This is a genomic window from Rubrivivax benzoatilyticus JA2 = ATCC BAA-35 (assembly GCF_000190375.1).
Lineage (GTDB): Bacteria > Pseudomonadota > Gammaproteobacteria > Burkholderiales > Burkholderiaceae_C > Rubrivivax > Rubrivivax benzoatilyticus.
Map to the genome: position 1 here is coordinate 1 of NZ_AEWG01000022.1, position 21,191 is coordinate 21,191.

Genomic DNA, 21,191 nt, shown 5'->3' on the forward strand with positions numbered 1-21,191 from the left:
TTCCGCCGGACCCCTTCCACCGCGCATGCCGCTGAATGCTGGGGTCAGGTCCTGTGGGACCTGACCCCTTCCGCCGGTCCCCTTCCGCCTGCGGGACCTGCCCCCTTGCCCCCGTCCGCCGCCCCCACGCGCACGGCGTGTAGCGCTCTCGCGCTACGCTCGCGGCTCTCGCACCGTCGCCCGCCGCGTTCTTGAAGCTCCCCGCCGCACTCGCCCCGCTGGAAGGCCCGGTCTTCCGCGGGCTGTGGTTCGCCTGGCTGGCGGCCAACATGACGATGTGGATGAACGACGTCGCGGCCGCCTGGCTGATGACGACGCTGACCACCAGCCCGGCGATGGTGGCGCTGGTGCAGACCGCCTCGACGCTGCCGGTGTTCCTGCTCGGCCTGCCCAGCGGCGCGATGGCCGACATCGTCGACCGGCGGCTGTACTTCGCCGGCACGCAGCTGTGGGTGTCGCTGGTGGCGCTGCTGATCGCCGCGCTGGCCGTCGCCGGGCTGCTGACGCCGTCGCTGCTGCTGCTTCTCACCTTCCTCAACGGCATCGGGCTGGCGATGCGCTGGCCGGTGTTCTCGGCCATCGTGCCCGAGGTCGTCGGCCGCGCGCACCTGCCGGCGGCGCTGGCCCTCAACGGCATCTCGATGAACATGTCGCGCGTCGTCGGCCCGGTGGTCGCCGGCGCGCTGCTGGCCTCGGCCGGCACCGCGGCGGTGTTCGTGCTCAACGCGGTGCTCGCCGGCGTGGCCTTCGTGCTGATCCTGCGCTGGCGCTCCGAGCCGCGCACCAGCGCGCTGCCGGGCGAACGGTTCGTCGGCGCGATGCGCGTCGGGCTGCAGCACGTGCGCCAGTCGCCGCGCATGCGTGCCGTCATCGTGCGCGTGTTCCTGTTCTTCCTGCAGTCCAGCGCGCTGCTGGCGTTGCTGCCGCTGGTCGCCAAGGGGCTCGAGGGCGGCGGCGCCGGCAGCTTCACGCTGCTGATGGCCAGCATGGGCGCCGGCGCGATCTGCGCGGCGCTGCTGTTCCCGCGCTGGCGCCGGCGTTTCAACCGCGACCAGTTCGTGCGCTACGGCAGCATCGTGCAGGCCGCGGCGGCGGCCATCGCCGCCTTCGTGCCCGAGCTCTGGATGGCGGTGCCGGCGGTCTTCGTCTCGGGCATGGCCTGGATCTCGACGGCCAACACGCTGGCGATGTCGGCGCAGTTCGCGCTGCCGAACTGGGTGCGCGCGCGCGGCATGGCGATCTACCAGATGGCGCTGATGGCCGGCACGGCCTTCGGCGCGATGGCCTTCGGCAAGCTCGCGGGCCTCGTCGGCGTCGCCGAGGCGATCGCCGCGGCGTCGCTGCTCGGCGCCGCGCTGCTGCCCTGGGCGCAGCGCTGGTCGGTCGAAGGCGAGGACGCCGACTTCACGCCGGCGGTGCCGCGCGCCGCCGCCGAGCCGGCGATCGACATCGAGCCCGACGCCGGGCCGGTGATGGTCACCGTCGAGTACCAGGTCGACGACGCCGACGTGCCCGAGTTCACCGCGTTGATGCAGCTTACACGTGCGGCGCGGCTGCGCCAGGGCGCGCTGTCGTGGGCGCTGTTCCGCGACACCGCGCAGCCCGGCCGCTGGGTCGAGCACTTCGTCGACGAGAACTGGATCGAGCACCAGCGCCGGCTGGAGCGCTTCACCGCCGAGGACGCCGGGCTGCGTGCACGCCGCACCGCGCTGCACCGCGGCAGCGAGCCGCCGCTGTTGCGGCGTTTCGTCGCCGACCGCGAGGCGCCGCCGCACCGCGGCTGACTTGACGACTGGCGAAGCCCGCGCCACGCGCTCGCCGCCGCTGCTGGAGACAATCGCCCGATGGACTTCGCCTCGCCCGACTTCTTCGACTGGAGCGCCGGCTATGCCAGCCGGCGCCTGCCGGTGTTTGCGCGCAACCTCGTCGCCACCTCGCATCCGCTGGCGGCGCAGGCCGGGCTGCGCATCATGGCCGCCGGCGGCAACGCGGTCGATGCGGCGGTCGCGACGGCGGCGGTGATGACCGTCGTCGAGCCCTGCAGCAACGGCCTGGGCTCCGACGCCTTCTGCATCCTCTGGGACGGCGAGCGCCTGCACGGCCTGAACGCCTCGGGCCGTGCGCCGGCGGCCTGGACGCCCGAGTACTTCCGCCGCCGCCACGGCGACGGCGCGCGCACGCCGCCGGCCCGCGGCTGGGACGCGGTGACGGTGCCCGGCGCGGTGGCCTCCTGGGTCGCGCTGGCCGAACGTTTCGGCCGCCTGCCGCTTGCGCAGCTGCTCGAACCCGCGGCCGAGATCGCCGAACGCGGCTACGCGGTGCCGGTCGTCGTCGGCGACAAATGGGTCGCGGCGGCGCAGCTGCCATCGCTGACCTCGCAGCCCGGTTTCGCCGAGACCTTCCTGCCGCGTGGCCGTGCACCGCGGATCGGCGAACGCTTCTGCTTGCCCGGTGCGGCGCGTGCGCTGCGTGCGATCGGCGTGACACGCGGCGAAGCCTTCTACGGCGGCGATATCGCCGAGAGCCTGGTGCGCCAGTCGCAGGCCCAGGGCGGGGCGCACACGCTGGCCGACTTCGCCGGCTACGTGCCCGAATGGGTCGAGCCGATCGCGATGGACTATCACGGCGTCACGCTGCACGAGATCCCGCCCAACGGCCAGGGCATCGCGGCGCTGATCGCGCTGGGCATCCTGCGCCACGTCGACCTGACCGAACACCACGCCGACAGCATCGAGGCGCGCCACCTGCAGATCGAGGCGATGAAGCTGGCCTTCGCCGACGTCTACCGCCACGTCGCCGAACCGTCGGCGATGGCGCTGTCGGCCGCCGACCTGCTGTCGCCCGACTATCTGGCCGAACGCGCGAAGCTGATCGACCCGAAACGCGCCCAGGACTTCCAGGCCGGCAACCCGGCCAAGGGCGGCACGATCTACCTCACCGCCGCCGACGAGAGCGGGATGATGGTCAGCTTCATCCAGAGCAACTACATGGGCTTCGGCTCGGGCGTCGTCGTGCCCGAGTGGGGGCTGTCGCTGCAGAACCGCGGCCACGCCTTCAGCCTCGACCCCGGCAGCGCCAACGTCGTGGCGCCGGGCAAACGCCCGTTCCACACCATCATCCCGGGCTTCGTCACCGCCGGCGGCCGGCCGCTGATGAGCTTCGGCGTGATGGGCGCCAACATGCAGCCCCAAGGCCATCTGCAGACCCTGCTGCGCATGGTCGACTGGTTCCAGAACCCGCAGGCCGCCTGCGACGCGCCGCGCTGGCGCTTCAACGCCGGCCTGGAGCTCAACGTCGAGGCGGCGATGGACCCGGCCGTCGTGCAGGGCCTGGCGGCGCTGGGCCACCGGCTGGACGTCATCGACGACAGCTACCAGGACTTCGGCGCCGGCCAGTTCATCTGGCGCCTGGGCGACCCGGCGGTCGAGGGTTACGTCGCCGCCAGCGACCCGCGCCGCGACGGCCTGGTCGCCGGCTGGTGATGAGTGTCCAGCCCCGAACGGCAGCGCCCAACGCCGTCGGCGCCGGCCTGGCGCTGGCCGCCGCCGGGTCGGTGGCCTTCTCGGGCAAGGCGATCATCGCCAAGCTGGCCTACCGTCACGGCGTCGACGCGATCACGCTGGTCATGTACCGCATGCTGTTCGCCTTGCCGCTGTTCATGGCCATCGCCTGGTGGGCCGGGCGCGGCAAGCCGGCGCTCGCGCGGCGCGACTGGGGTGTGGTGCTGGGCCTGGGCTTCAGCGGCTACTACCTCGCCAGCACGCTGGACTTCGCCGGGCTGCAGTACATCAGCGCCAGCCTGGAGCGGCTGATCCTCTACCTCAACCCGACGCTGGTGCTGTTCCTCGGCGTCGTGTTCTTCCGCCAGCGCGTGAGCTGGCGCCAGCTGGCGGCGCTGGCGGTCAGCTACGCCGGCGTGCTGCTGGTCTTCGGCCACGAGGTGACGCTGTCGGGGCCGCAGACCGCGCTGGGCGCGGCGCTGGTCTTCGGCAGTGCGGTGAGCTACGCGATCTACCTGGTGGCCAGCGGCGCCGAGGTGCGCCGGCTGGGCGCGATGCGCCTCACCGGGCTGGCGAGCTGCGTCGCCTGCGTGCTGTGCATCGCCCAGTTCCTGGTGCTGCGGCCGCTGTCGGCGGCCGACGTGGCGCCGGCGGTGCTGTGGCTGTCGGTGCTCAACGCCACCGCCTGCACGGTGGCGCCGGTGCTGATGGTGATGATGGCCATCGAACGCATCGGCCCGACGCTGACCGCGCAGACCGGGATGATCGGGCCGCTGTCGACGATCCTGATGGGCGTCGTGCTGCTGGGCGAGCCGTTCAACGGCTGGATCGTCGCCGGCACGGCGCTGGTGCTGGCCGGCATCACGCTGCTGGCGCGTGCACGCTGAAACTCTGGAGGAGACACGAATGGATCTGGGCATCGCAGGACGCTGGGCGCTGGTCTGCGCCGCCAGCAAGGGGCTGGGCAAGGGCTGCGCACGCGCGCTGGTCGGCGAGGGCGTCAACGTCGTCGTCACGGCGCGCGGCGCCGAGGCGCTGGAGGCCACGGCGGCCGAACTGCGGGCGCTGAACCCGGCCGTCGAGGTGCGTGCGGTCGTCGGCGACATCACGACCGAAGCCGGCCGCGCCGCGGCGCTGGCCGCCGCGCCGCAGGTCGACATCCTCGTCAACAACGCTGGCGGGCCGCCGCCGGGCGACTTCCGCGCCTGGGAGCGCGAAGCCTGGATCGCCGCACTGGACGCCAACATGCTGGCGCCGATCGCGCTGATGCGCGCCACCGTCGACGCGATGGCCGAGCGCGGCTTCGGCCGCGTCGTCAACATCACCTCGGGCGCGGTGAAGGCGCCGATCGACGTGCTGGGCCTGTCCAACGGCGCGCGTTCGGGCCTCACCGGCTTCGTCGCCGGGCTCGCGCGCCAGCCGGCGCTGGCCGGGCGCAACGTGACGATCAACAACCTGCTGCCCGGCGCGTTCGACACCGACCGGCTGCGTGCCACGCTGGCCGCCGGTGCCGCCAAGACGGGCCAGCCGCTCGATGCGGTGATCGAGGCCCGCCGCCGCCAGGCCCCGGCCGGGCGCTTCGGCACGGCCGACGAGTTCGGCGCCTTCTGCGCCTTCGTCTGCAGCGCGCACGCCGGGTTCTTCACCGGGCAGAACCTGCTGCTGGACGGCGGCGCCTACCCGGGCACGTTCTGAGCTGCGTGGAGCCTGGGGTCAGAAGCCTGGGGTCAGGTCTCGCAAGACCTGACCCCGTCCCCCGTCCCCCTCGGCGCAGCGGCAGCCCGGGGTCAGGTCTCGTAAGACCTGACCCCGTCCCTCCGCTGACCCCGCCCCCGCGACGAAGACACCACGCCTCTCGCGCCGCCTTCCTCAGCGCCCCCGACAGGCCGCGCAGCGATACTCGCCCCGACAAGACCGAGAACCAGGAGACACGCATGCCCGCAACGCCCTTGCCCGCCGAGCGCGAGCCGACCCGCGACGAGGTCGATGCGCTGGATGCGCCCGTCGTGCTCGAGTTCGGCACCGGCTGGTGCCCGCATTGCCTGGGCGCGCAGCCGGCGATCGCCGCCGTGCGTGCGCAGTTCCCGGCCATCGCCCACCGCCAGGTCGAAGACGGCCGCGGCCGCCCGCTGGGGCGTTCTTTCGCGGTCAAGCTGTGGCCGACGCTCGTGTTCCTGCACCGTGGCCGCGAGATCGCGCGCGTCGTGCGCCCGCAGGGCGAGCACGAGCTGCGCCGCGCCTGGCAGGCGCTGGCCGACGCGGCGGCCTGATCAGTCGAGCACGAGCTTGCGGCCGAACGGCGCCTCGGCGTGGGCGTCCTTGGCCGTCACCGCCCAGACCACCGGCCAGTGCGGGCGAAAGCGCGCCGGGCCGTCGAGGTCGGTCAGCACGACGCCGATGTCCGGCCGGTGCCGGTCGGCTTCTTCGAGCAGCGGCGTGAAGTCGGTGCCGCCGCCGCCGTGGAACTCGATGGCGCGCAGGTCCGACTGGCCGGGCTTGAAACGTTCGACCCGCTGCACGCGCTCGTCGCCGACGACGAGCACCAGCCCGGTCTCCAGCCGCCGCGTGATGGCCTCGATCTCGCGCGCGAAACGCTCCATCAGCGCATCGTCGACCGAGCCCGAGACGTCGACGACGACCGCCAGCCGCGGCACGCGTTTGCTCTGCGTGCGGCCGGGCTCGAAGGGCATGCGGCGCGAGCCCATGCGGCCCTGGTTGGCGATGTAGGAGCGCGCCGGGCGCGACCACGAGGTCTCGGCGCTCGGCGCCAGCGCGCGGCCGAGCTGCAGCCGCAGCACCTGTTCCCAGGGCGTGCGCGTCTTCGGCAGGTCGGCCAGCAGCGTGCGCAGCATCGAGTGCGCGCCGTCGCCGGCGTGGGCGCGTGTCAGGCGCTCGCGCCACTCGCGCGAGGCCTCGGCCTCGTCCTCGGGGCTGCCGGCGCCGTGGCGGCCAGGCAGCAGGTCGGGCACCAGGCCGCGCGCCAGTGCGCGGGCGCGCCCAGAACGCGGGCCGTCGGAGCGTTCGCCCTGGCCGTCCTCGCTCTCCTTCGAGGACGTGGCGCTGCTGCGCCGGGAGGCCTTGCCGTCGTCGCCGCCTTCCTGCTGCTTCTGTCCCTGGCGCCGGCCGTCGCGGCCGTCCTGGCGGCGATCGTCGATCTCGCGGTACAGGCGCTCGACGTCCCATTCGAGCAGCGCCTTCTCCAGCGTCGTCTCGATGCCCAGCGTGCTGGCGAGCAGCCGGTCGAGCAGCACCGCGCCGGCCGGCAGCTCCAGCCAGCTGAGGTGGCCGAGCGTGCTGTCGACGATGGCGTCGGCGCAGAGGTTGAACAGCGGCAGGTCGACGTCGCCGACGAACTGCTGCAGCTCGGTGTAGCGCTGGGCGTGGCGCAGCGCGACGTGCAGCACCTCGTGCGCCACCAGGCCGGCCTGCTCGGGCAGCGTCAGCGACTCGAAGGCCGCGCCGTACCAGATCGTGTGGCCGTCGGTGGCGATGATCGGCGCCGGCTCGTCGGCCGGGCGGTCGCGGTGGTGGGCCCACAGCGCCAGCCCGCCGGTGGACGGCGCGAACTCCACCATGCGCTGCACCGCGCGCGTGCCGCGGTGCCGGTGCACCGACGCCGGTTCAGGCATTCTGGCCTTCGCGCTGGCGGCGTTCGCTGTAGCGGCGGTAGGCCGGGCTGTCGAGGATCGTGCCTTCCATGCCGCCTTCCAGCGCCTTCTGCATCAGCAGCTCCATGGCCAGCGTCTGGGCTTCGCGGATCGGCAGCGCGACCTGGGTGCGCGCGTCGGGCAGTTGCTCGATGATCTCCAGCGCACGGTCCAGCGCGCGGTCGTCGTTGGCCGCGGCCAGCAGGCCGTAGATCATCCCGTACAGGCCGTCCAGCGTGCGCGGCAGCAGCGCCGCGGTCTCCTCGCCGGGGCGGGCGGCGAGCAGCTTGACGACGTCGGCGCCGGACTGGATCTCGCGCAGCACGCCGAAGAACTCGGCGGCGTTGGCCGCGCCGATGCGGCCCTGCACGAAGACCCGCTTGGCGGCGTCGCCGAGGCCGCTCTTCAGCACGTTGGACACGTCCTCCCAGCCGCGCGGGCTGGCGCCGATCAGGTGGTCGGCGGCGAGCTGGGCCTGGGTGTCGTCGAGCTTGTCGGGCCGCACCTTCAGGTAGGCCATGACCTCGGGCGCGAAGTCGTGCGCGATGGCGTGCTGCAGGAAGGCCTCGACGACGGTCTGCACGTTGAAGTGGAACATGCGGTCGGCCAGCGCCGTGCCCATGTCGTGGCAGACCGCGCCGTGGAAGCTGGCGTTGCCGGCGGCGACGACCATCCAGCCCGGCGGCAGCTCGTAGCGGCCGACGCGGCGGTCGAGGATCAGCGAGTAGGCCGAGACCTGCAGCCGCTGGTCGGCGGCGGTCAGCTCGTCGAGGAAGAGCACGCCGGCGGGCTGGTCGGCCTGCGGCAGGAACTCGGGCGGGAACCAGACCGTCTTCTCCAGCCGGTCGTCGGCGTAGATCGCGCCGCGGATGTCCACCGGCTCGATCGTCGTCAGGCGCAGGTCGATCAGCGGCACGCCGTGGTGCTCGGCGACCTGCCGCACGATCGACGACTTGCCGACGCCGCGTGTGCCCCACAGCATCGAGGCGCGGCGGCGCAGCACGGGGTCGCCGAACTGCTCGACCAGCGCGGACTTGGCCGCGGCGATCGAGACCGGAGGGATGTTCATCGGGTTGCCGAGCATCGTGGGGGTCGGGGCAGGGTGGGAGGGTTGTCAGGCGGACGGCGCGGCCGGCGCCTGGGGCTCCCAGGAGCCGGCGCGCGCCAGGCGCGGCAGCGGCGGGAACTCCAGCCGCGGCATCTCGCCGAGGCAGAAGAACAGCATCAGCAGGAAGGCCGGCGAATGGAAGACGAGCATGCGCCAGACCGAGTTCTGCGACAGCTCGACCAGCGGCACCATCGCCGCGCCGGCGATCAGCGCCACGCTGACCAGCATCGGCACCGCGCGGCGCAGCGTGACGCGCCAGCGCTCGCGCGCCATGCGCTCGTGGAACTCGCGCGGCGTGCCGGCCAGCGTGCGCGCCAGGTGGTCCAGCGTCTGCACCAGCTTGTGCTCGGCGTCGCGGGTGCGTTCGGCGCCGTCGCCCTTGAGCCGCAGCGCGCCGCCCCAGCCCTCGCGCAGCCGCGCGATGCAGGTCCAGGGCCAGCCCAGCACGGCCAGCAGGTCGTCGGGCAGGCTGATCGTCTGGCCGGCGCGCGGCATCAGCTCCAGGTCGGCGTTGATGCCCGCGACACCGGAGACCTTGAGCTTGAGGTCCAGCCCGGCGACACGTGCGCGGGCCTCGGTCAGGATGACCGTGGCAACGCCGTCGCCCGACAGCCGCGCCCGGTGCGACAGCACCGCGCGCCAGCCCTCGCCGGCGAGGAAGTGGCGCGCCAGCGGCACCGCGGCGATGCGTTGGGCCAGCTCGCCGACGTCGGGGCCGTCGGCCACCAGCACCGCCTCGAGGCCGTCGTCGCCGCGCAGGCGGCGCGTCACGCGGTGGTCGTCGGCGGCGAAGCTCTCGAGCTCCAGCTCCTCGTGCAGCGTCTGGTCCAGCGGTGCCTCGGGCGCGTGCTGCAACGGCTTGAAGCGCAGCCGGCGCGCGATGCGGTCGCTGGCGGCGAGGTCGACGCGGCGCCCGCTGCGGCTGAAGGGCGCGACGAGTTCGAGAATCTCGTGGTGGGTCAGCGGGACGGCGGTGCTCAACGGCTCACCTCGTGCTCGGCGGAACATCGGCCGCCGTCCAGGGCGGCCCTCGGGACGCAGCGCGGGCCGGCGGGATGCCGTGGCGCTCGCCGGCTGCGAATGACGCGAATTGTGCCGCCGCGGCCGCCGCCGTGCTGGCCGGCAACTCAAGCGTCGCGCAGCACGCGCCGCATCGCCAGCCCGGCACGGCGGCGGGCCTGGGTGGCGGCCGCAGTGTAGGCACGTTCGGCCTCGGCGCGCAGCTCGACGGCGCGCGCCAGCGCCTGCTCGAAGCGCTCGACGCTGTAGGTGTTCTCGCTGCCGATGTGCACGCTGGTGCGCCGCGCCGGCGCGCCGTAACACGGCAGCAGCACCGACAGCACCGCGGTGCGTGTGGTGCTGCCTTTTTTCGTGCGGATGATCGGCCCCGAGATGCCCGGCGGCAGCGCGCTGGTCTTGTGCGCGCTGGGCGCGCGCTGCAGCGTCACCGGGGCGGGCAGGGCGGCGATGCGGCGCATCAGCTCGCGTGTCGCCAGCTCGAAGGCCTGGCGCGCGCCGCTGCCGTCGCGCGTGTGGTCGGAGAACAGCCGCGTGCCCTGGTAGCGCACCTGCCAGCCGTGCGTGGCGCCCGTGTCGATGCGCTGGATGCCCTGGGGCACCAGGAAACGTTCGCCGTTGAAGAGGACGAGTTCGCGGTACTTCATCGCCGGTCTGCGGCGCATTCTGCCGCGCCGCGCGCGCCGCCGCGATGTCCTCTGCGGCCCCGTGGATGCGTGGATCTGCCCCCCTCGAACGGGTCAGTTCGACACATCGCCGTCACGCGGCCGGGCTACAGTGGCTCCATTCAAGGCACGCAACCGACCGCACATTGGGCGGAACCCGGGAACCCGTGACCCCGTGCCTGGAATCCCGCGTCGAAGCGCCGCCACGGCCCCGCCACTCGACAACGGACGAGCCCGCAGCCGGTGACGGCCTGCGGGCTTTGTTTTGGGCGGCCGCCGTTCGGTGGCCCCCGGGCTCAGGCCCGCGCGCCGCCCAGGCGCGAACGCAGCAGCCGCCAGACCATGCGCAGCCCGAGCAGCGTCGCCAGCGCCTCGGCCAGCGTCGTGACGAAGGCCAGTGCCGGGTGCCGGCCCTCGGCGCGGCGGCGGTATTTGGCCAGCGCACGGTCGCGCGAGGTCTCGATGCTGTCGTAGAAGCTCGGGATGACGAGCAGCGTCAGCAGCGTGCTGGTGATCGTGCCGCCGATGATGGCCACGGCCATCGGGCGGTAGAACTCGCCGCCTTCGCCGACGCCCACGGCCACCGGCAGCATGCCGGCGATCAGCGCCAGCGTCGTCATCAGGATCGGCCGCAGCCGCTGGCGGCCGGCGGCGGCCAGCGCCGCCTCGCGGTCCAGGCCCTCGGCCTCGCGGGCGCGCGCGGCGTCGAGCAGCAGGATCGCGTTCTTGGCCACCAGGCCCATCAGCATGATGACGCCGATGAAGCTCATCAGGTTCAGCGTGCCGCCGGTGGCCAGCAGCGCCAGCACGACGCCGATCAGCGACAGCGGCAGCGACAGCATCACCGCCAGCGGCGTCGTGAACGAGCCGAACTGCATCACCAGGATCAGGTACATCAGCCCGATGCCGGCAAACAGCGCCGTGCCCAGGTCGCGGAACACCATCTCCTGGTCGCGCGAGGTGCCCGCCAGCTCCAGCGCGTAGCCCGGCGGGAAGTCCATCGAGCGCGCGATCTTCAGCGCGTCGGCGGTCACCTCGCCGGCCGAGCGCCCCTGGGCGTTGGCGGCCACGGCGATCATGCGCTTGCCGTCGGCGTGCTGGATCTGCGACGGCCCGCGGCCGACGGTCACGGTGGCGATCTGCTCCAGCGGCACCAGCATGTTGGCGCCGCTGACGGCGATCGGCAGGCGCTCGATGTTGCCGGCGTCGACACGGTCGTCGGGGTGCAGGCGCACGGCGACGTCGCGCGTCTCGCCGCTGGGGTCGATCCAGTCGCCGGCCTCGACGCCGGCAAACGCCACGCGCAGTGCCTGCGCGGCGTCGGCCGCCGAGATGCCGAGCGTGTTGGCCAGGCCCCGGTCGAGCTCGATCTTCAGCTCGACCTGCGGGTCCTGCTCCGACAGCGCGACATCCACCGCGCCCGGCACCTGGCGCAGCCGGGCCATGAACTCGTTGGTGATCTCCAGCAGCCGGCGCGAGTCGGGGCCAGAGAAGCGGATCTGCACCGGCTTCTGCGCGCCGTTGTTCAGGTCGTCGATGACCGCGTACTCGGCGCCGACCAGGCGCGAGACGCGGGCGCGCAGGTCGGTCGCGATCTCGGTGCCCGAGCGCCGGCGTTCGGTGCTCTTGCCGATGTCGACGAAGACGCGGCCGCCGTTCGGGTTGACCGAGCTGTTGGTGGCCACCGTCTCCGGCATCTCGCGCGCCAGCGCGGCGGCGGCCTCGACCTTCAGCCGCGCGTACTCGAGGCTGCTCGACGCCGGCGTGCGCACCTCGACGGCGATCGTGCCGACGTCCGAGGTCGGCAGGAAGCTCGTGCCGCCGAACCTGGCCTGCAGCGCCAGCGCGGCGACGAAGCTCGCCACCGCGAAAGCCGTCATCCAGCGCCGGTGGTGCAGCGCCCAGCCGACGACACGCGAATAACGTTCGGCGAGTTCGTCGAACCAGGCGTTGAGCCGCGCCAGCTTGGCCTCGATGCCGCGCTTGGGCTGCAGGTGGCGCCCCGGCGGGTCGCCCCAGTAGGCCGACAGCATCGGGTCGAGCGTGAAGCTGACGAACAGGCTGACCAGCACCGAGGCGACGACGGTCAGGCCGAAGGGCCGGAACCACTCGCCGGCCAGCCCGGGCATGACGCCGATCGGGATGAACACCGCGACGATCGAGAACGTCGTCGCCGTCACCGCCAGGCCGATCTCGGACGTGCCCTGCAGCGCCGCCGAGATGCGGTCCTTGCCCATCTCCAGGTGGCGCACGATGTTCTCGCGCACGACGATGGCGTCGTCGATCAGCACGCCGATGGCCAGCGACAGGCCCAAGAGGCTCATGAAGTTCAGCGTGAAGCCGCAGGCCCAGACGGCGATGAAGGCCGCCAGCACCGAGGTCGGCAGCGACAGCGCGGTGATCAGCGTCGAGCGCCAGGAGTTCAGGAACAGGTAGACGACGAACACCGTCAGCCCGGCGCCGAAGACCAGCGCGTGGATCACGTTGTCCAGGCTGCTCTGCGCCTCCTCGCCGCCGTCGCGCGTGACGGTCAGCGTCGTGCCCTCGGGCAGCGTCTTGCGGATGTCCTCGGCGACGCGGCGCACCTCGTCGGCGACGCTGACCGTGCTGGCCTCGCGGGTGCGCGTGATCGACAGCCCGACGTTGGGGTTGCCGTTGCGGATCGAGCGGCTGGTCAGCTCGGCATAACCGTCCTCGATGACCGCCACCTGCGCCAGCCGCACCAGCTCGTTGCCGCGGCGCTTGATGACGATCTGGCCGAAGTCCGCCGGGTGCTCGATGCGGCCGACGAGGCGGATGCTCTGGTCCTCCAGCGTGCCGCGCACCTTGCCCACCGGCGCGGTGGCGTTCTGCGCGCGCAGCGCGGCCACGACCTCGGTCACCGAGACCTCGTACTCGCGCAGCTTCTGCGCGCGCAGCAGCACCGACAGCTCGCGCGACAGCGCGCCGCCGACGTTGACCACCGCCACCCCCGGGATGGCGCGGAAGCGGTCGGCCAGCTGGTCCTCGGCCAGGCGCGAGATCTCGGCGTGGCTCTGCGTCGTCGACGACAGCGCCAGCTGCATGATCGGCTGGGTGTTCGGGTCCAGCCGCTGCAGCACCGGCTCGCGCATCTCCACCGGCAGCTTGTGGCGCACCGAGCCGATCGCGTTGCGCACCTCGTCGGAGGCCAGCACCAGGTCCTTGCCGAAGTCGAAGACGATGATCAGCGTGGCGCTGCCCTCGGCCGAGGTCGAGCGCAGCTGGTCGACGCCGGAGATGCCCTGCAGCGCCTTCTCGATGCGGTCGACGACCTCGCGCTCCACCGTCTCGGGTGACGCGCCGGGGTAGGGGATGGTCACCGCCAGCACCGGCTGCTCGGCGTCGGGCAGCTGGTTGACCTTGAGCCGCGACAGCGCCAGCAGGCCCAGCGCCATCATGGCGATGATCACGACGACCATCGCCACCGGCTTCTTGACACTGAATTCGGACAGCAGCATGCCGCGCCTCACTTCGCGGCCGAAGCCGCGGCGGCGCTGGCGGCGCCGGCCTGCTTCAGCTCGTAGCCCTGGCCGGGCGTCAGCGTGCGCGACGGGTTGCGCAGCACCTGGTCACCGGCGGTCAGGCCCGACAGCACCGGGACCAGCCCGGTGCGCGCGTCGCGGTCGCCCAGCTTGACGGCCACACGCTGCAGCGCCTTGCCGTCCAGGCGCCAGACGGCGGCGGCCTCACCGCTGCGCACGATCGGGCTCTCGGGCAGCGTCAGCCGGTCGGTGCTGCCGGTCTCGACACGGCCTTCGGCGAACAGCCCGGCCACACGCGGCGCCTGGGCGGCGTCGGCGAAGTCGACGATCAGCGCCACCTGGCGCGTCGTCGCGTTGGCCGTGGCGTCGATGCGGCGCACGCGGCCGCTGAACTCGTCGCGGCCGTAGCCGTTGACGTGGAAGCGCACCGCCTGCCCGGTCTTCAGCTCGGCCACGCGGTCGGCCGAGACCAGGCCCTCGAAACGCATGCTCGCCGGGTCGACGACCTTCACCAGCTCGCGCCCGATCTGCACCGTGTCGCCGACCGACACGCGGCGCTCGCTGACGATGCCGTCGAACGGGGCGCGCACCAGCGTGCGCGTGACCTGCTGGCGCGCCGACACCGCGCGGGCGCGTGCCGCGACCAGCTCGCTCTGCGTGTTGTTGCGCCGGATCTCGGCGTCTTCCAGCGCCTGCGTGGAGATCATGCCCTGCTGCTGCAGCGTCTTCAGCCGCTGCACCTGGCGTTCGGCCTGCTCCCAGGCCTGCGTCGACGCACGCACCGATTCCTCGGCCGAGGCCAGGCTCTCGCGCAGCGCGGTGTCGTCCAGGCGCATCAGCAGGTCGCCGCGGCGCACCGGCTCGCCGTTGTCCTTCAACACCTGCACGACGACCGCCGCGACCTCGGCAGCCAGGTCGGCGCGGCGTTCTGGCTGGATCGAGCCGGTGATCACCGGGCCGCCGGCGATGGCGCTGGACTGCACGGTGACGATGTCCTCGGCGGCGATGTACAGCGTCGGTGCGGCGGCGGCGCCGTTGGCGTCGGGGCTGGAGGGTTTGCCGCAGGCGGCGAGCAGACAGGCGAGGCAGACGGCGGTCAGGGCGTGGCGCATGGACATCGGCGGGCCGCGGCGGGCGGCATCGGTCTCGACAAAAGCCGCGAGCGTAACGAAAGCCGGCCGCCGCCGCCCGGCCGCTGCGACGAAGGCCGGCCGCGGCGGCACCGGGACGGCCCCGGCACGCGACGAACGCCGCCCCGGGCGGGGGCATCGCCGCACGCGCTACCCTCGGGGGCTGGCGGCGCCCTGGCCGCCGCCGTCCCGACACGATGCTCAAGACCCTGAAGGACCTGTTCGACGCCGTCGCCCCGCGCCGCGACGCCCCCGCGCGCCAGGACGTGCACACGCTGCAGCTGGCCTGCGCCGCGCTGCTCGTCGAGGTGATGCGCTCCGAGCCCGGGATCTCGCCGGCCGAACGCGCCTCGGTGCTGGCGACGCTGCGCACGCAGTTCGGCCTCGCCGACGACGAGCTGGAGCGCCTCGTCGAGCTCGCCGAGCGCACGGTGGCCGGTGCCAGCGACCTGTTCGGCTTCACCTCGGCGATCAACGACGCCTGGGACATGGAGCAGAAGATCGCCATCGTCGAGGCGATGTGGCGCGTGGCCTATGCCGACGGCACGCTCGGCGCCCACGAGCAGCACCTGCTGTGGCGCATCGCCGACCTGCTGCACGTGCCGCACGGCGCCTACGTGCATGCCAAGCGCCGCGCACGCGAGGCCGCCGGCGTCGTGCACAAGACCTGACGCACCCCGGCCCGGCGGCTCGCCCGGCCCCCGTACACTGGCGCCCCGGCCGCGCGCGAAGGCGGCCGCGACCCTGCCCATGACGACGCCTCTCCCGCCCAAGAAGCCCTTCTCGATGATCCGCGAGTTCCATCTCGCGGACTGGTTCACCCTCGGCAACGCGATCTGCGGCGTCGGGGCGCTGTTCTCGACGATGACCTATCTCGAGACCGGCGACGTGCTGCACGTCTACTTTGCCGCCGCGCTGGTGCTGGCCGCGCTGGTCTTCGACGTGCTCGACGGCCGCATCGCGCGCTGGCGACAGAAGAGCTCGGCGATGGGCCGCGAGCTCGACTCGCTGGCCGACGTGATCTCCTTCGGCGTCGCCCCGGCCATCATGGCCTACGGCGTCGGCATGCAGGGGTTGTACGACCGCATCGTGCTGGTCTACTTCGTCGCCTGCGGCGTGTCTCGGCTGGCGCGCTACAACGTCACCGCCGAGACGCTCTCGGAGGGCGGCGACAAGGTCAAGTACTTCGAGGGCACGCCGATCCCGACCTCGATCCTGATCGTCGCGCTGCTCGCCGTGGCCGCCGCGCTGGGCCACGTGCGCCAGGACCTGTGGTTCGGCCAGATCCACGTCGCCGGCTTCGTGCTGCACCCGCTGGTGCTGATCTACGCGGTGTCGGGCTCGCTGATGATCAGCCGCATCCGCATCCCCAAGCTCTGATCGCCGGCCCGGCGGGCGCTGGCGCCTGCCGGGTTCTCCACGCGCCAGCCGCCGCCAGCCGTTCACGTTCGTCCCCGAGGAAGCTGTCGTGACCGTCCTGACGCCGCCCGTCTCCCGCCTGCGCCGCATCGCGGCCGTCTTCGCCGCCTGCACCGCGCTGGGTGCCTGTGCCGCGCCGCCGCTGCAGCTGCAGCGCCCCGTCGTGCTGCTTGGCGAGGTGCACGACAACGCCGCTGCGCACGCGCTGCGCCTGGCCGCCTTCGAGGCCGTGCTGGCGCGCGGCGAGCGCCCGGCGCTGGTGATGGAGCAGTTCGACCGCGAGCGCCAGGGTGCCCTGGATGCCGCGCGCGCCGCCGGCGGCGACGCCGCGGCGCTGATCGCCGCGGCCGGCGGGCCGGGCTGGAACTGGGACTTCTACCGCCCGTTCGTCGCCGCCGCGCTGCGCGCCGGCGTGCCCATCGTCGCCGCCAACGTCTCGCGCGCCGACGCCCGCGTCGTCATGCGCGAGGGCCTGGCCGCGCAAGGTTTCGACGCCGACGTGCCGGCGGCTGTGCTCGACGTGCTGGCCGGCGAGATCGAAGGCTCGCACTGCGGCCAGCTCGACGCCGCGACGGCGCGCCGCATGGCGCTGGCCCAGGTGGCGCGCGACCAGAGCATGGCGCGCGCGCTGGAGGCCCACGCTGGCGGCGGCGCCGTGCTGCTGGCCGGCAACGGCCACGTGCGCACCGACGTCGGCGCGCCGCGCTGGCTGAGCGCGGCGACCCGCGCACGCTCCGAGGCGATCGGTGTCGTCGAGGCCGGCGACGCCACGACGGCATTCGACCGCCGCATCGAGGTGCCGCGCCAGCCGCGCCCCGACCCCTGCGCCGCGATGCGCGCCGCGCCGGCGGCCCCGGCCGCGCGCTGATCAAATCGGCGGCGCGCGCAGGCCCTCGAACAGCGGCTGCAGCATCAGCCGCGCGACGTCGTCGCGGCCGGCCTCGGGCACCCACAGCGGCAGCTCGGCGCCGGCGTTGACGACGGCCAGCAGCAGCTCGGCGGCCAGCGCCGGGTCCAGCGGCCGGATCGAGCCGTCGACCATGCCGGCCAGCAGCAGCTCGGCACAGCGCGCCGCCAGGCGTTCGCCGCTGCGCTGCACCCGGTCGCGCTCGGCGGCGTCGGGCAGCGCGCTGGTGGCCGAGGCGCGCAGCAGCGGCCCCTGCGCCGACAGCTGGAAACCCGCCATCGCCCGCGCCGCCGCGCCGGCCCGCTGCCAGCCGCTGCCGGGTGCCGCCTCGGCCGCGCGCAGCGCCGCGCGCTGCAGCTCGAAGCTGCGCTCGAAACAGGCCGAGATCAGGTCGTGCTTGGTGTCGTGGCGGTGATAGAAGGCGCCCTTGCTGAGATGCAGCCGCGCGGCGATGCGCTCGACCGACGCGCCGCGGTAACCCTGCTCGTTGACGAGCGCGGTGGCCGCCTGCAGAAAGGCCTCGGCCGCGGCGTCCCCGGCCGGCGGCGCCAGCACGATGGGCGGCCGCTCGGCCACCTGCGCCCAGCGCGAGCCCGGCGCCGCCAGCCCGTGCACCAGCAGCTCGGCGACCCGCGCCGCGGCGCGTTCGTAGCACTCCAGCTCGTGCCTGACGATCCAGCTGCGCAGCCAGTTGGCGACCGACAGCACGACGTGGCCGCGTGCGTTGCGTTCGGCCCGCGACAGGCGCGGCGCGTCGTCGGCGTCGAGCAGCGCACGCACCCGGCGGTACATCGTGTTGTAGGCCGCGAACACCGGCTCGGCCTGCGACTCGGGCAGCGCACGCACGTCGTTGAAGGCCACCAGGTCGGGGCGGCGGCCGGCGTGCACCTCGGCCAGCCGGGCGGCGAAGCCGCAGAAGAAGCGCCGCAGCCGCGCCTCCAGCCCCGGCTCGGCGGCGGCCTCGGCGGCCAGTTCGTCGACCGCGGCGATGGCACGCAGCAGGCAGGCCGCGGCCAGCTCCTCCTTGCGGCGGAAGTAGTGCGTCAGGCTGTTCGTCGCCAGGCCGACGGCGCCGGCGATGTCGGCCAGCGTCGCGCCGCGCAGGCCTTGTTCGTTGAAGCGCCGTGCCGCGGCGTCCAGCAGCGCCTCGCGGCGGCGCGCACCGTGCGGGGCGTGGGCGGACGCGGCGTCGGGCGCTGCGGAGGCGGTGGGGCCGGGCATGGTGCAACGATGCCGCCCGAGTTCCGTGCCGTGCCCTGTGGTTTGTGCCGATGTCGGGTTTTCGATGGGCCCGGTATGGTCGCTGCCGCGGTCGTTTCCTTGTTTTTCTCTCGCTTGATCGGGGTTAACAAGGCACCGGCCGAAAAACGGGTTTGTCGAGGCGGCGGGTGCCGCCGGTGCCGGAGACCACGCCATGCTGACTGCCGAACCGATCGAGCTGCCGCTGCTGCGCCGCCCGCTGCCCGCCTGGGCGACGCTGCCGGCGCACCAGGAACTGCGCCTGGGCGAGAAGGCCGCGCTGCAGGCCGGCCCCTGGTTCGCCGGCCTGTCGCCGGGCCTGCGCGACGCCATCCTGTCGCGCGGCCAGGTGCGGCGCGTGGCCGCCGGCGTGCGCATCGGCAGCCGCGGCGACCTGTCGGCCTGCTGGTTCGGCGTCGCACGCGGCGCGGTGCGGCTGGGCACGGCGCTGTCCGACGGCCGCAGCTTCACGCTCGACTTCGTCGGCCCCGGCCAGTGGTTCGGCGACATCGCCGCCATCGACGACCGCCCGTCCGACCTGGACGCCGTGGCCCACATGCCGTCGACGCTGGTGGTGCTGGCCAAGCCGACGCTGCGCGAGCTGATGGACCAGCACGCCGAACTGCGCGACGCGCTGCTGCAGCTGAACTGCCAGCGCTTGCGGCGCATGTTCCGCCGCTTCGAGGAGCTGCACACGATGCCGCTGGCGCAGCGCCTGGCGCGCCAGGTGCAGCGGCTGGCGCGCCAGTTCGGCCACGACGGGCCCGAAGGCACACGCATCGAGCTCGACGTCTCGCAGGCCGAGCTGGCCGCCAGCGTCGGTGGCAGCCGCCAGCGCGTGAACCGCGCCTGGCGCGCGATGCTGCAGCAGGGGCTGGTGGAGCGTTCGGGCTCGCGCCTGCTCGTCGTCGACGAAGCCGGCCTGGCCCAGGTGGCCGCGCACGGGCTGGAAGACTGCCCCGAGTGAGGCGCCCGGCCCGCGCGCGGCGCGCGCTTCAGCCCACCTGGACCGACACCGTGCGCGGCTTGCCCGGTGCGAGCTTGGGCAGCTCGACACGCAGCACGCCGTTGCGGTAGCTGGCGCGGGCGTCTTCGCCGCGCACCGCCACCGGCAGCGGCACCGTGCGCTGGAAGGCGCCGTAGGCGCACTGCATCACGCGCCAGCGGCCTTCGGTGCTTTCGCGCTCGAAGCGCTTGCTGCCGCGCACGACCAGCACTTCGCCCTGCACCTGGACGTCGAAGTCTTCCTTCTCCAGGCCCGGGGCTTCGAGGCGCACGACGAGGCGGTCGTCGTCCTCGAAGACTTCGCCGCCCATCATCGCCCAGCCGGCGCTGGGCATCCACAGCGTGTCGTCCACGTGCTCGCGCGCGGGCAGGGCGGTGTCATCGCCCGGCCGCAGCCGGGTCAGCGCGCCGGCGGCCGACTGGCGCAGGCGGTCCCAACCTTCGGTGACGCTGTCCCACAGCGTGCCGAAGCCTTGGCGGATCTCGTCGATCTTCATGGCGTTGCTCCGATGGGGATGGGGTGATGCGGATGGAAAAAGGCGCCGGCCGCGGCGGCGGCCGGCGTGTCGTCACGCGGTCAGGCGACCTGGACGGCGATCTTGCGCGGCTGGGCGTGCTCGGCCTTGGGGATGCGCACGCGCAGCACGCCTTGCGACAACTCGGCGCTGACCTTCTCGGCGTCGAGCTCCTTGCTCAGCGTGAAGCCGCGGCGGTAGCGCGACAGCTGCACCTCGGCGTGCTGCGGCTGCAGCGCCTGCGGCAGGGCCAGCGCCATCTCGGCTTCCAGCGTCAGCTGGTCGCCTTCGACGCGCAGGTGCAGGTTCTCGCGCGGCACGCCGGGCAGGTCGGCGTAGAGCGTGATGCCGGTCGCGTCCTCGACGACGTCGACCGGGGGCAGCAGCGCGGGCTCGCGGGCGGCGGTGGTGGCCGCGGTGTCACGGGTTTGGGTGACGGCGTTCATGGTGTCCTCCGAAGTCGGGCGTTCAGTTGACGGCGATGCGGCGCGGCTGGGCGGCGGCGCGGCGCTGGACGCTGACGCGCAGCACGCCGTCCTTGTAGTCGGCCGTGACGGCGTTGGGGTCGATGTCGTCGGGCAGGCTGACGACGCGGCGGAAGCGGCCGGTGAAGCGCTCCTGCAGGTGCACGGTGCGCTTGCTGTCGCTGCCGGCTTCGGCTTGCGCCGGCAGCCCGGCCTTGCGTTCACCGTCGATCGTGAGCACGCCGCGGTCGAGGTTGACGTCGATGGTGGCCGGGTCCAGGCCCGGTGCGAAGGCGTAGACCTCGAACGCGCTGTCGGTGCTGCCGACGTTGAGCGCCGGATACCCGCCGCGGCCGATGCCGCGAATGCTGGGCGAGCCCTCGAACACCGACGTCAGGTCGCGCTGCAGGCGATCCAGCTCGGCGAAGACGTCGCGCGGGAACAGGGTGCGGTACATGGTTGACCTCCTAGTGTCGGGTTGCGGCCGGCGGGGCTGGTTGTGGGTGCCGCCGCTGGCTGTACGGGTCAGTTAGGGGTCGGGGTTCGGGCTTTCAAGAGGGGGCTTGTTCGGCGCTTTGTTGCGCGTGTAGCGGCTTCTTGTTGGCGCTTTGGGGACCGTGTTTGGGTGGTGCGGCTGTGTGGATTTGATCTGGCGCAGTTGTTGGTGTGCGGCTGGTTGCACGCTGGCGCTCGCTGTATGCCGCGGACGTCGGGTGGCCGGTTCCGGTCATGTCCCCCGGCCCGGCTTCGCCGGGCCTCCTCCTAATACTTCCCTACACCGGCCACCCGACGTCCGCGGCAGGGCGGGGCGGGGTTTGTCTCCTTGGTGTGAGTGAATTCCTCTCGACGGTGGGCGGCGGGGGCGGTTGGATGGGCGGAGAGTAATTTGTGACCGGCGCCGCTTTTGGCGTCATTTTACGCCCGTGGAGCAGATGCTCGGCGATGGAAAAATCAAGCGCGACAAGAGCTTGAGCCTCCGGTCGAGGCGCTTGTTACGCGAGCGTTGGTTGTTTTATGTGGCGTTAATGTGCTGCATATAACGAGTTGGGCAGCAAGAGACCGGGAGGCTCTG

The 21,191-nt window shown here is 73.1% G+C and carries 19 protein-coding genes; 9 read left to right on the forward strand and 10 right to left on the reverse strand.

Going from position 1 to position 21,191, the window contains the following annotated elements:
• The first annotated feature begins 191 nt into the window (after nucleotides 1-191).
• The 5 genes from RBXJA2T_RS01975 to RBXJA2T_RS01995 all read left to right on the forward strand — a co-directional run bounded on the left by RBXJA2T_RS01975 (nucleotide 192) and on the right by RBXJA2T_RS01995 (nucleotide 5,770).
• Nucleotides 192-1,784, forward strand: a complete 1,593-nt coding sequence (locus tag RBXJA2T_RS01975; protein ID WP_009855638.1) for an MFS transporter — start codon at nucleotides 192-194, stop codon at nucleotides 1,782-1,784.
• 60 nt (nucleotides 1,785-1,844) lie between these two features.
• Nucleotides 1,845-3,482, forward strand: coding sequence for a gamma-glutamyltransferase family protein (locus RBXJA2T_RS01980; protein ID WP_009855639.1), 1,638 nt, complete (start codon nucleotides 1,845-1,847; stop codon nucleotides 3,480-3,482).
• Nucleotides 3,482-4,387, forward strand: a complete 906-nt coding sequence (locus RBXJA2T_RS01985) for a DMT family transporter (RefSeq protein WP_009855640.1) — start codon at nucleotides 3,482-3,484, stop codon at nucleotides 4,385-4,387. Before RBXJA2T_RS01980 ends, RBXJA2T_RS01985 begins: the two co-directional genes overlap by 1 nt.
• Before the next feature lie 19 nt (nucleotides 4,388-4,406).
• On the forward strand, nucleotides 4,407-5,195 hold the full coding sequence (locus tag RBXJA2T_RS01990) for an SDR family NAD(P)-dependent oxidoreductase (RefSeq protein WP_009855641.1): 789 nt from the start codon (nucleotides 4,407-4,409) through the stop codon (nucleotides 5,193-5,195).
• 239 nt (nucleotides 5,196-5,434) lie between these two features.
• Nucleotides 5,435-5,770: a thioredoxin family protein gene (locus RBXJA2T_RS01995; RefSeq protein ID WP_029719062.1), complete on the forward strand. Its 336-nt coding sequence runs from the start codon at nucleotides 5,435-5,437 to the stop codon at nucleotides 5,768-5,770.
• Here RBXJA2T_RS01995 and RBXJA2T_RS02000 read toward each other — a convergent pair whose 3' ends face one another.
• The 6 genes from RBXJA2T_RS02000 to RBXJA2T_RS02025 form a co-directional block, all read right to left on the reverse strand.
• Nucleotides 5,771-7,129, reverse strand: a complete 1,359-nt coding sequence (locus RBXJA2T_RS02000) for a vWA domain-containing protein (RefSeq protein ID WP_029719061.1) — start codon at nucleotides 7,127-7,129, stop codon at nucleotides 5,771-5,773.
• Nucleotides 7,122-8,216 (reverse strand): AAA family ATPase, encoded by a 1,095-nt coding sequence (locus RBXJA2T_RS02005; protein ID WP_237704842.1) that lies wholly within the window; start codon nucleotides 8,214-8,216, stop codon nucleotides 7,122-7,124. Before RBXJA2T_RS02005 ends, RBXJA2T_RS02000 begins: the two co-directional genes overlap by 8 nt.
• Before the next feature lie 45 nt (nucleotides 8,217-8,261).
• The gene (locus RBXJA2T_RS02010) at nucleotides 8,262-9,236 is read right to left on the reverse strand and encodes a hypothetical protein (protein WP_009855645.1); all 975 of its coding nucleotides are present in this window, start codon (nucleotides 9,234-9,236) and stop codon (nucleotides 8,262-8,264) included.
• Nucleotides 9,237-9,382: 146 nt separating this feature from the next.
• On the reverse strand, nucleotides 9,383-9,937 hold the full coding sequence (locus RBXJA2T_RS02015) for a hypothetical protein (RefSeq protein ID WP_230269311.1): 555 nt from the start codon (nucleotides 9,935-9,937) through the stop codon (nucleotides 9,383-9,385).
• Nucleotides 9,938-10,233: 296 nt separating this feature from the next.
• Nucleotides 10,234-13,416, reverse strand: coding sequence for an efflux RND transporter permease subunit (locus RBXJA2T_RS02020; RefSeq protein WP_009855647.1), 3,183 nt, complete (start codon nucleotides 13,414-13,416; stop codon nucleotides 10,234-10,236).
• Between the two features lie 8 nt (nucleotides 13,417-13,424).
• Complete coding sequence (locus RBXJA2T_RS02025; protein ID WP_009855648.1) at nucleotides 13,425-14,552, reverse strand: efflux RND transporter periplasmic adaptor subunit; 1,128 nt, start codon at nucleotides 14,550-14,552, stop codon at nucleotides 13,425-13,427.
• Nucleotides 14,553-14,767: 215 nt separating this feature from the next.
• Here RBXJA2T_RS02025 and RBXJA2T_RS02030 point away from each other — a divergent pair, with 215 nt between their 5' ends.
• From RBXJA2T_RS02030 to RBXJA2T_RS02040, 3 genes are all read left to right on the forward strand, one after another.
• On the forward strand, nucleotides 14,768-15,241 hold the full coding sequence (locus RBXJA2T_RS02030) for a tellurite resistance TerB family protein (protein WP_009855649.1): 474 nt from the start codon (nucleotides 14,768-14,770) through the stop codon (nucleotides 15,239-15,241).
• A gap of 79 nt (nucleotides 15,242-15,320) precedes the next feature.
• Complete coding sequence (gene pssA / locus RBXJA2T_RS02035) at nucleotides 15,321-15,950, forward strand: CDP-diacylglycerol--serine O-phosphatidyltransferase (RefSeq protein WP_029719060.1); 630 nt, start codon at nucleotides 15,321-15,323, stop codon at nucleotides 15,948-15,950.
• Between the two features lie 88 nt (nucleotides 15,951-16,038).
• Nucleotides 16,039-16,857, forward strand: coding sequence for a ChaN family lipoprotein (locus tag RBXJA2T_RS02040; RefSeq protein ID WP_009855651.1), 819 nt, complete (start codon nucleotides 16,039-16,041; stop codon nucleotides 16,855-16,857).
• Here RBXJA2T_RS02040 and RBXJA2T_RS02045 read toward each other — a convergent pair whose 3' ends face one another.
• Nucleotides 16,858-18,117: a TetR/AcrR family transcriptional regulator gene (locus tag RBXJA2T_RS02045; protein WP_009855652.1), complete on the reverse strand. Its 1,260-nt coding sequence runs from the start codon at nucleotides 18,115-18,117 to the stop codon at nucleotides 16,858-16,860. It abuts the gene before it with no gap.
• A gap of 193 nt (nucleotides 18,118-18,310) precedes the next feature.
• Between RBXJA2T_RS02045 and RBXJA2T_RS20910 the strand changes: the two genes are divergently transcribed.
• A complete protein-coding gene (locus RBXJA2T_RS20910; RefSeq protein ID WP_009855653.1) occupies nucleotides 18,311-19,102 on the forward strand; it encodes a Crp/Fnr family transcriptional regulator in 792 nt (263 codons plus the stop codon).
• A 28-nt stretch (nucleotides 19,103-19,130) separates the two neighbouring features.
• On the opposite strand, the gene RBXJA2T_RS02055 is transcribed toward RBXJA2T_RS20910, so the two are convergent.
• The 3 genes from RBXJA2T_RS02055 to RBXJA2T_RS02065 form a co-directional block, all read right to left on the reverse strand.
• The gene (locus RBXJA2T_RS02055; protein WP_009855654.1) at nucleotides 19,131-19,637 is read right to left on the reverse strand and encodes an Hsp20/alpha crystallin family protein; all 507 of its coding nucleotides are present in this window, start codon (nucleotides 19,635-19,637) and stop codon (nucleotides 19,131-19,133) included.
• 80 nt (nucleotides 19,638-19,717) lie between these two features.
• Nucleotides 19,718-20,101, reverse strand: a complete 384-nt coding sequence (locus RBXJA2T_RS02060; RefSeq protein ID WP_009855655.1) for an Hsp20/alpha crystallin family protein — start codon at nucleotides 20,099-20,101, stop codon at nucleotides 19,718-19,720.
• A gap of 22 nt (nucleotides 20,102-20,123) precedes the next feature.
• Entirely contained in the window at nucleotides 20,124-20,576 is a 453-nt protein-coding gene (locus RBXJA2T_RS02065; protein WP_009855656.1) for an Hsp20/alpha crystallin family protein, read from the reverse strand.
• Nucleotides 20,577-21,191 lie beyond the last annotated feature (615 nt).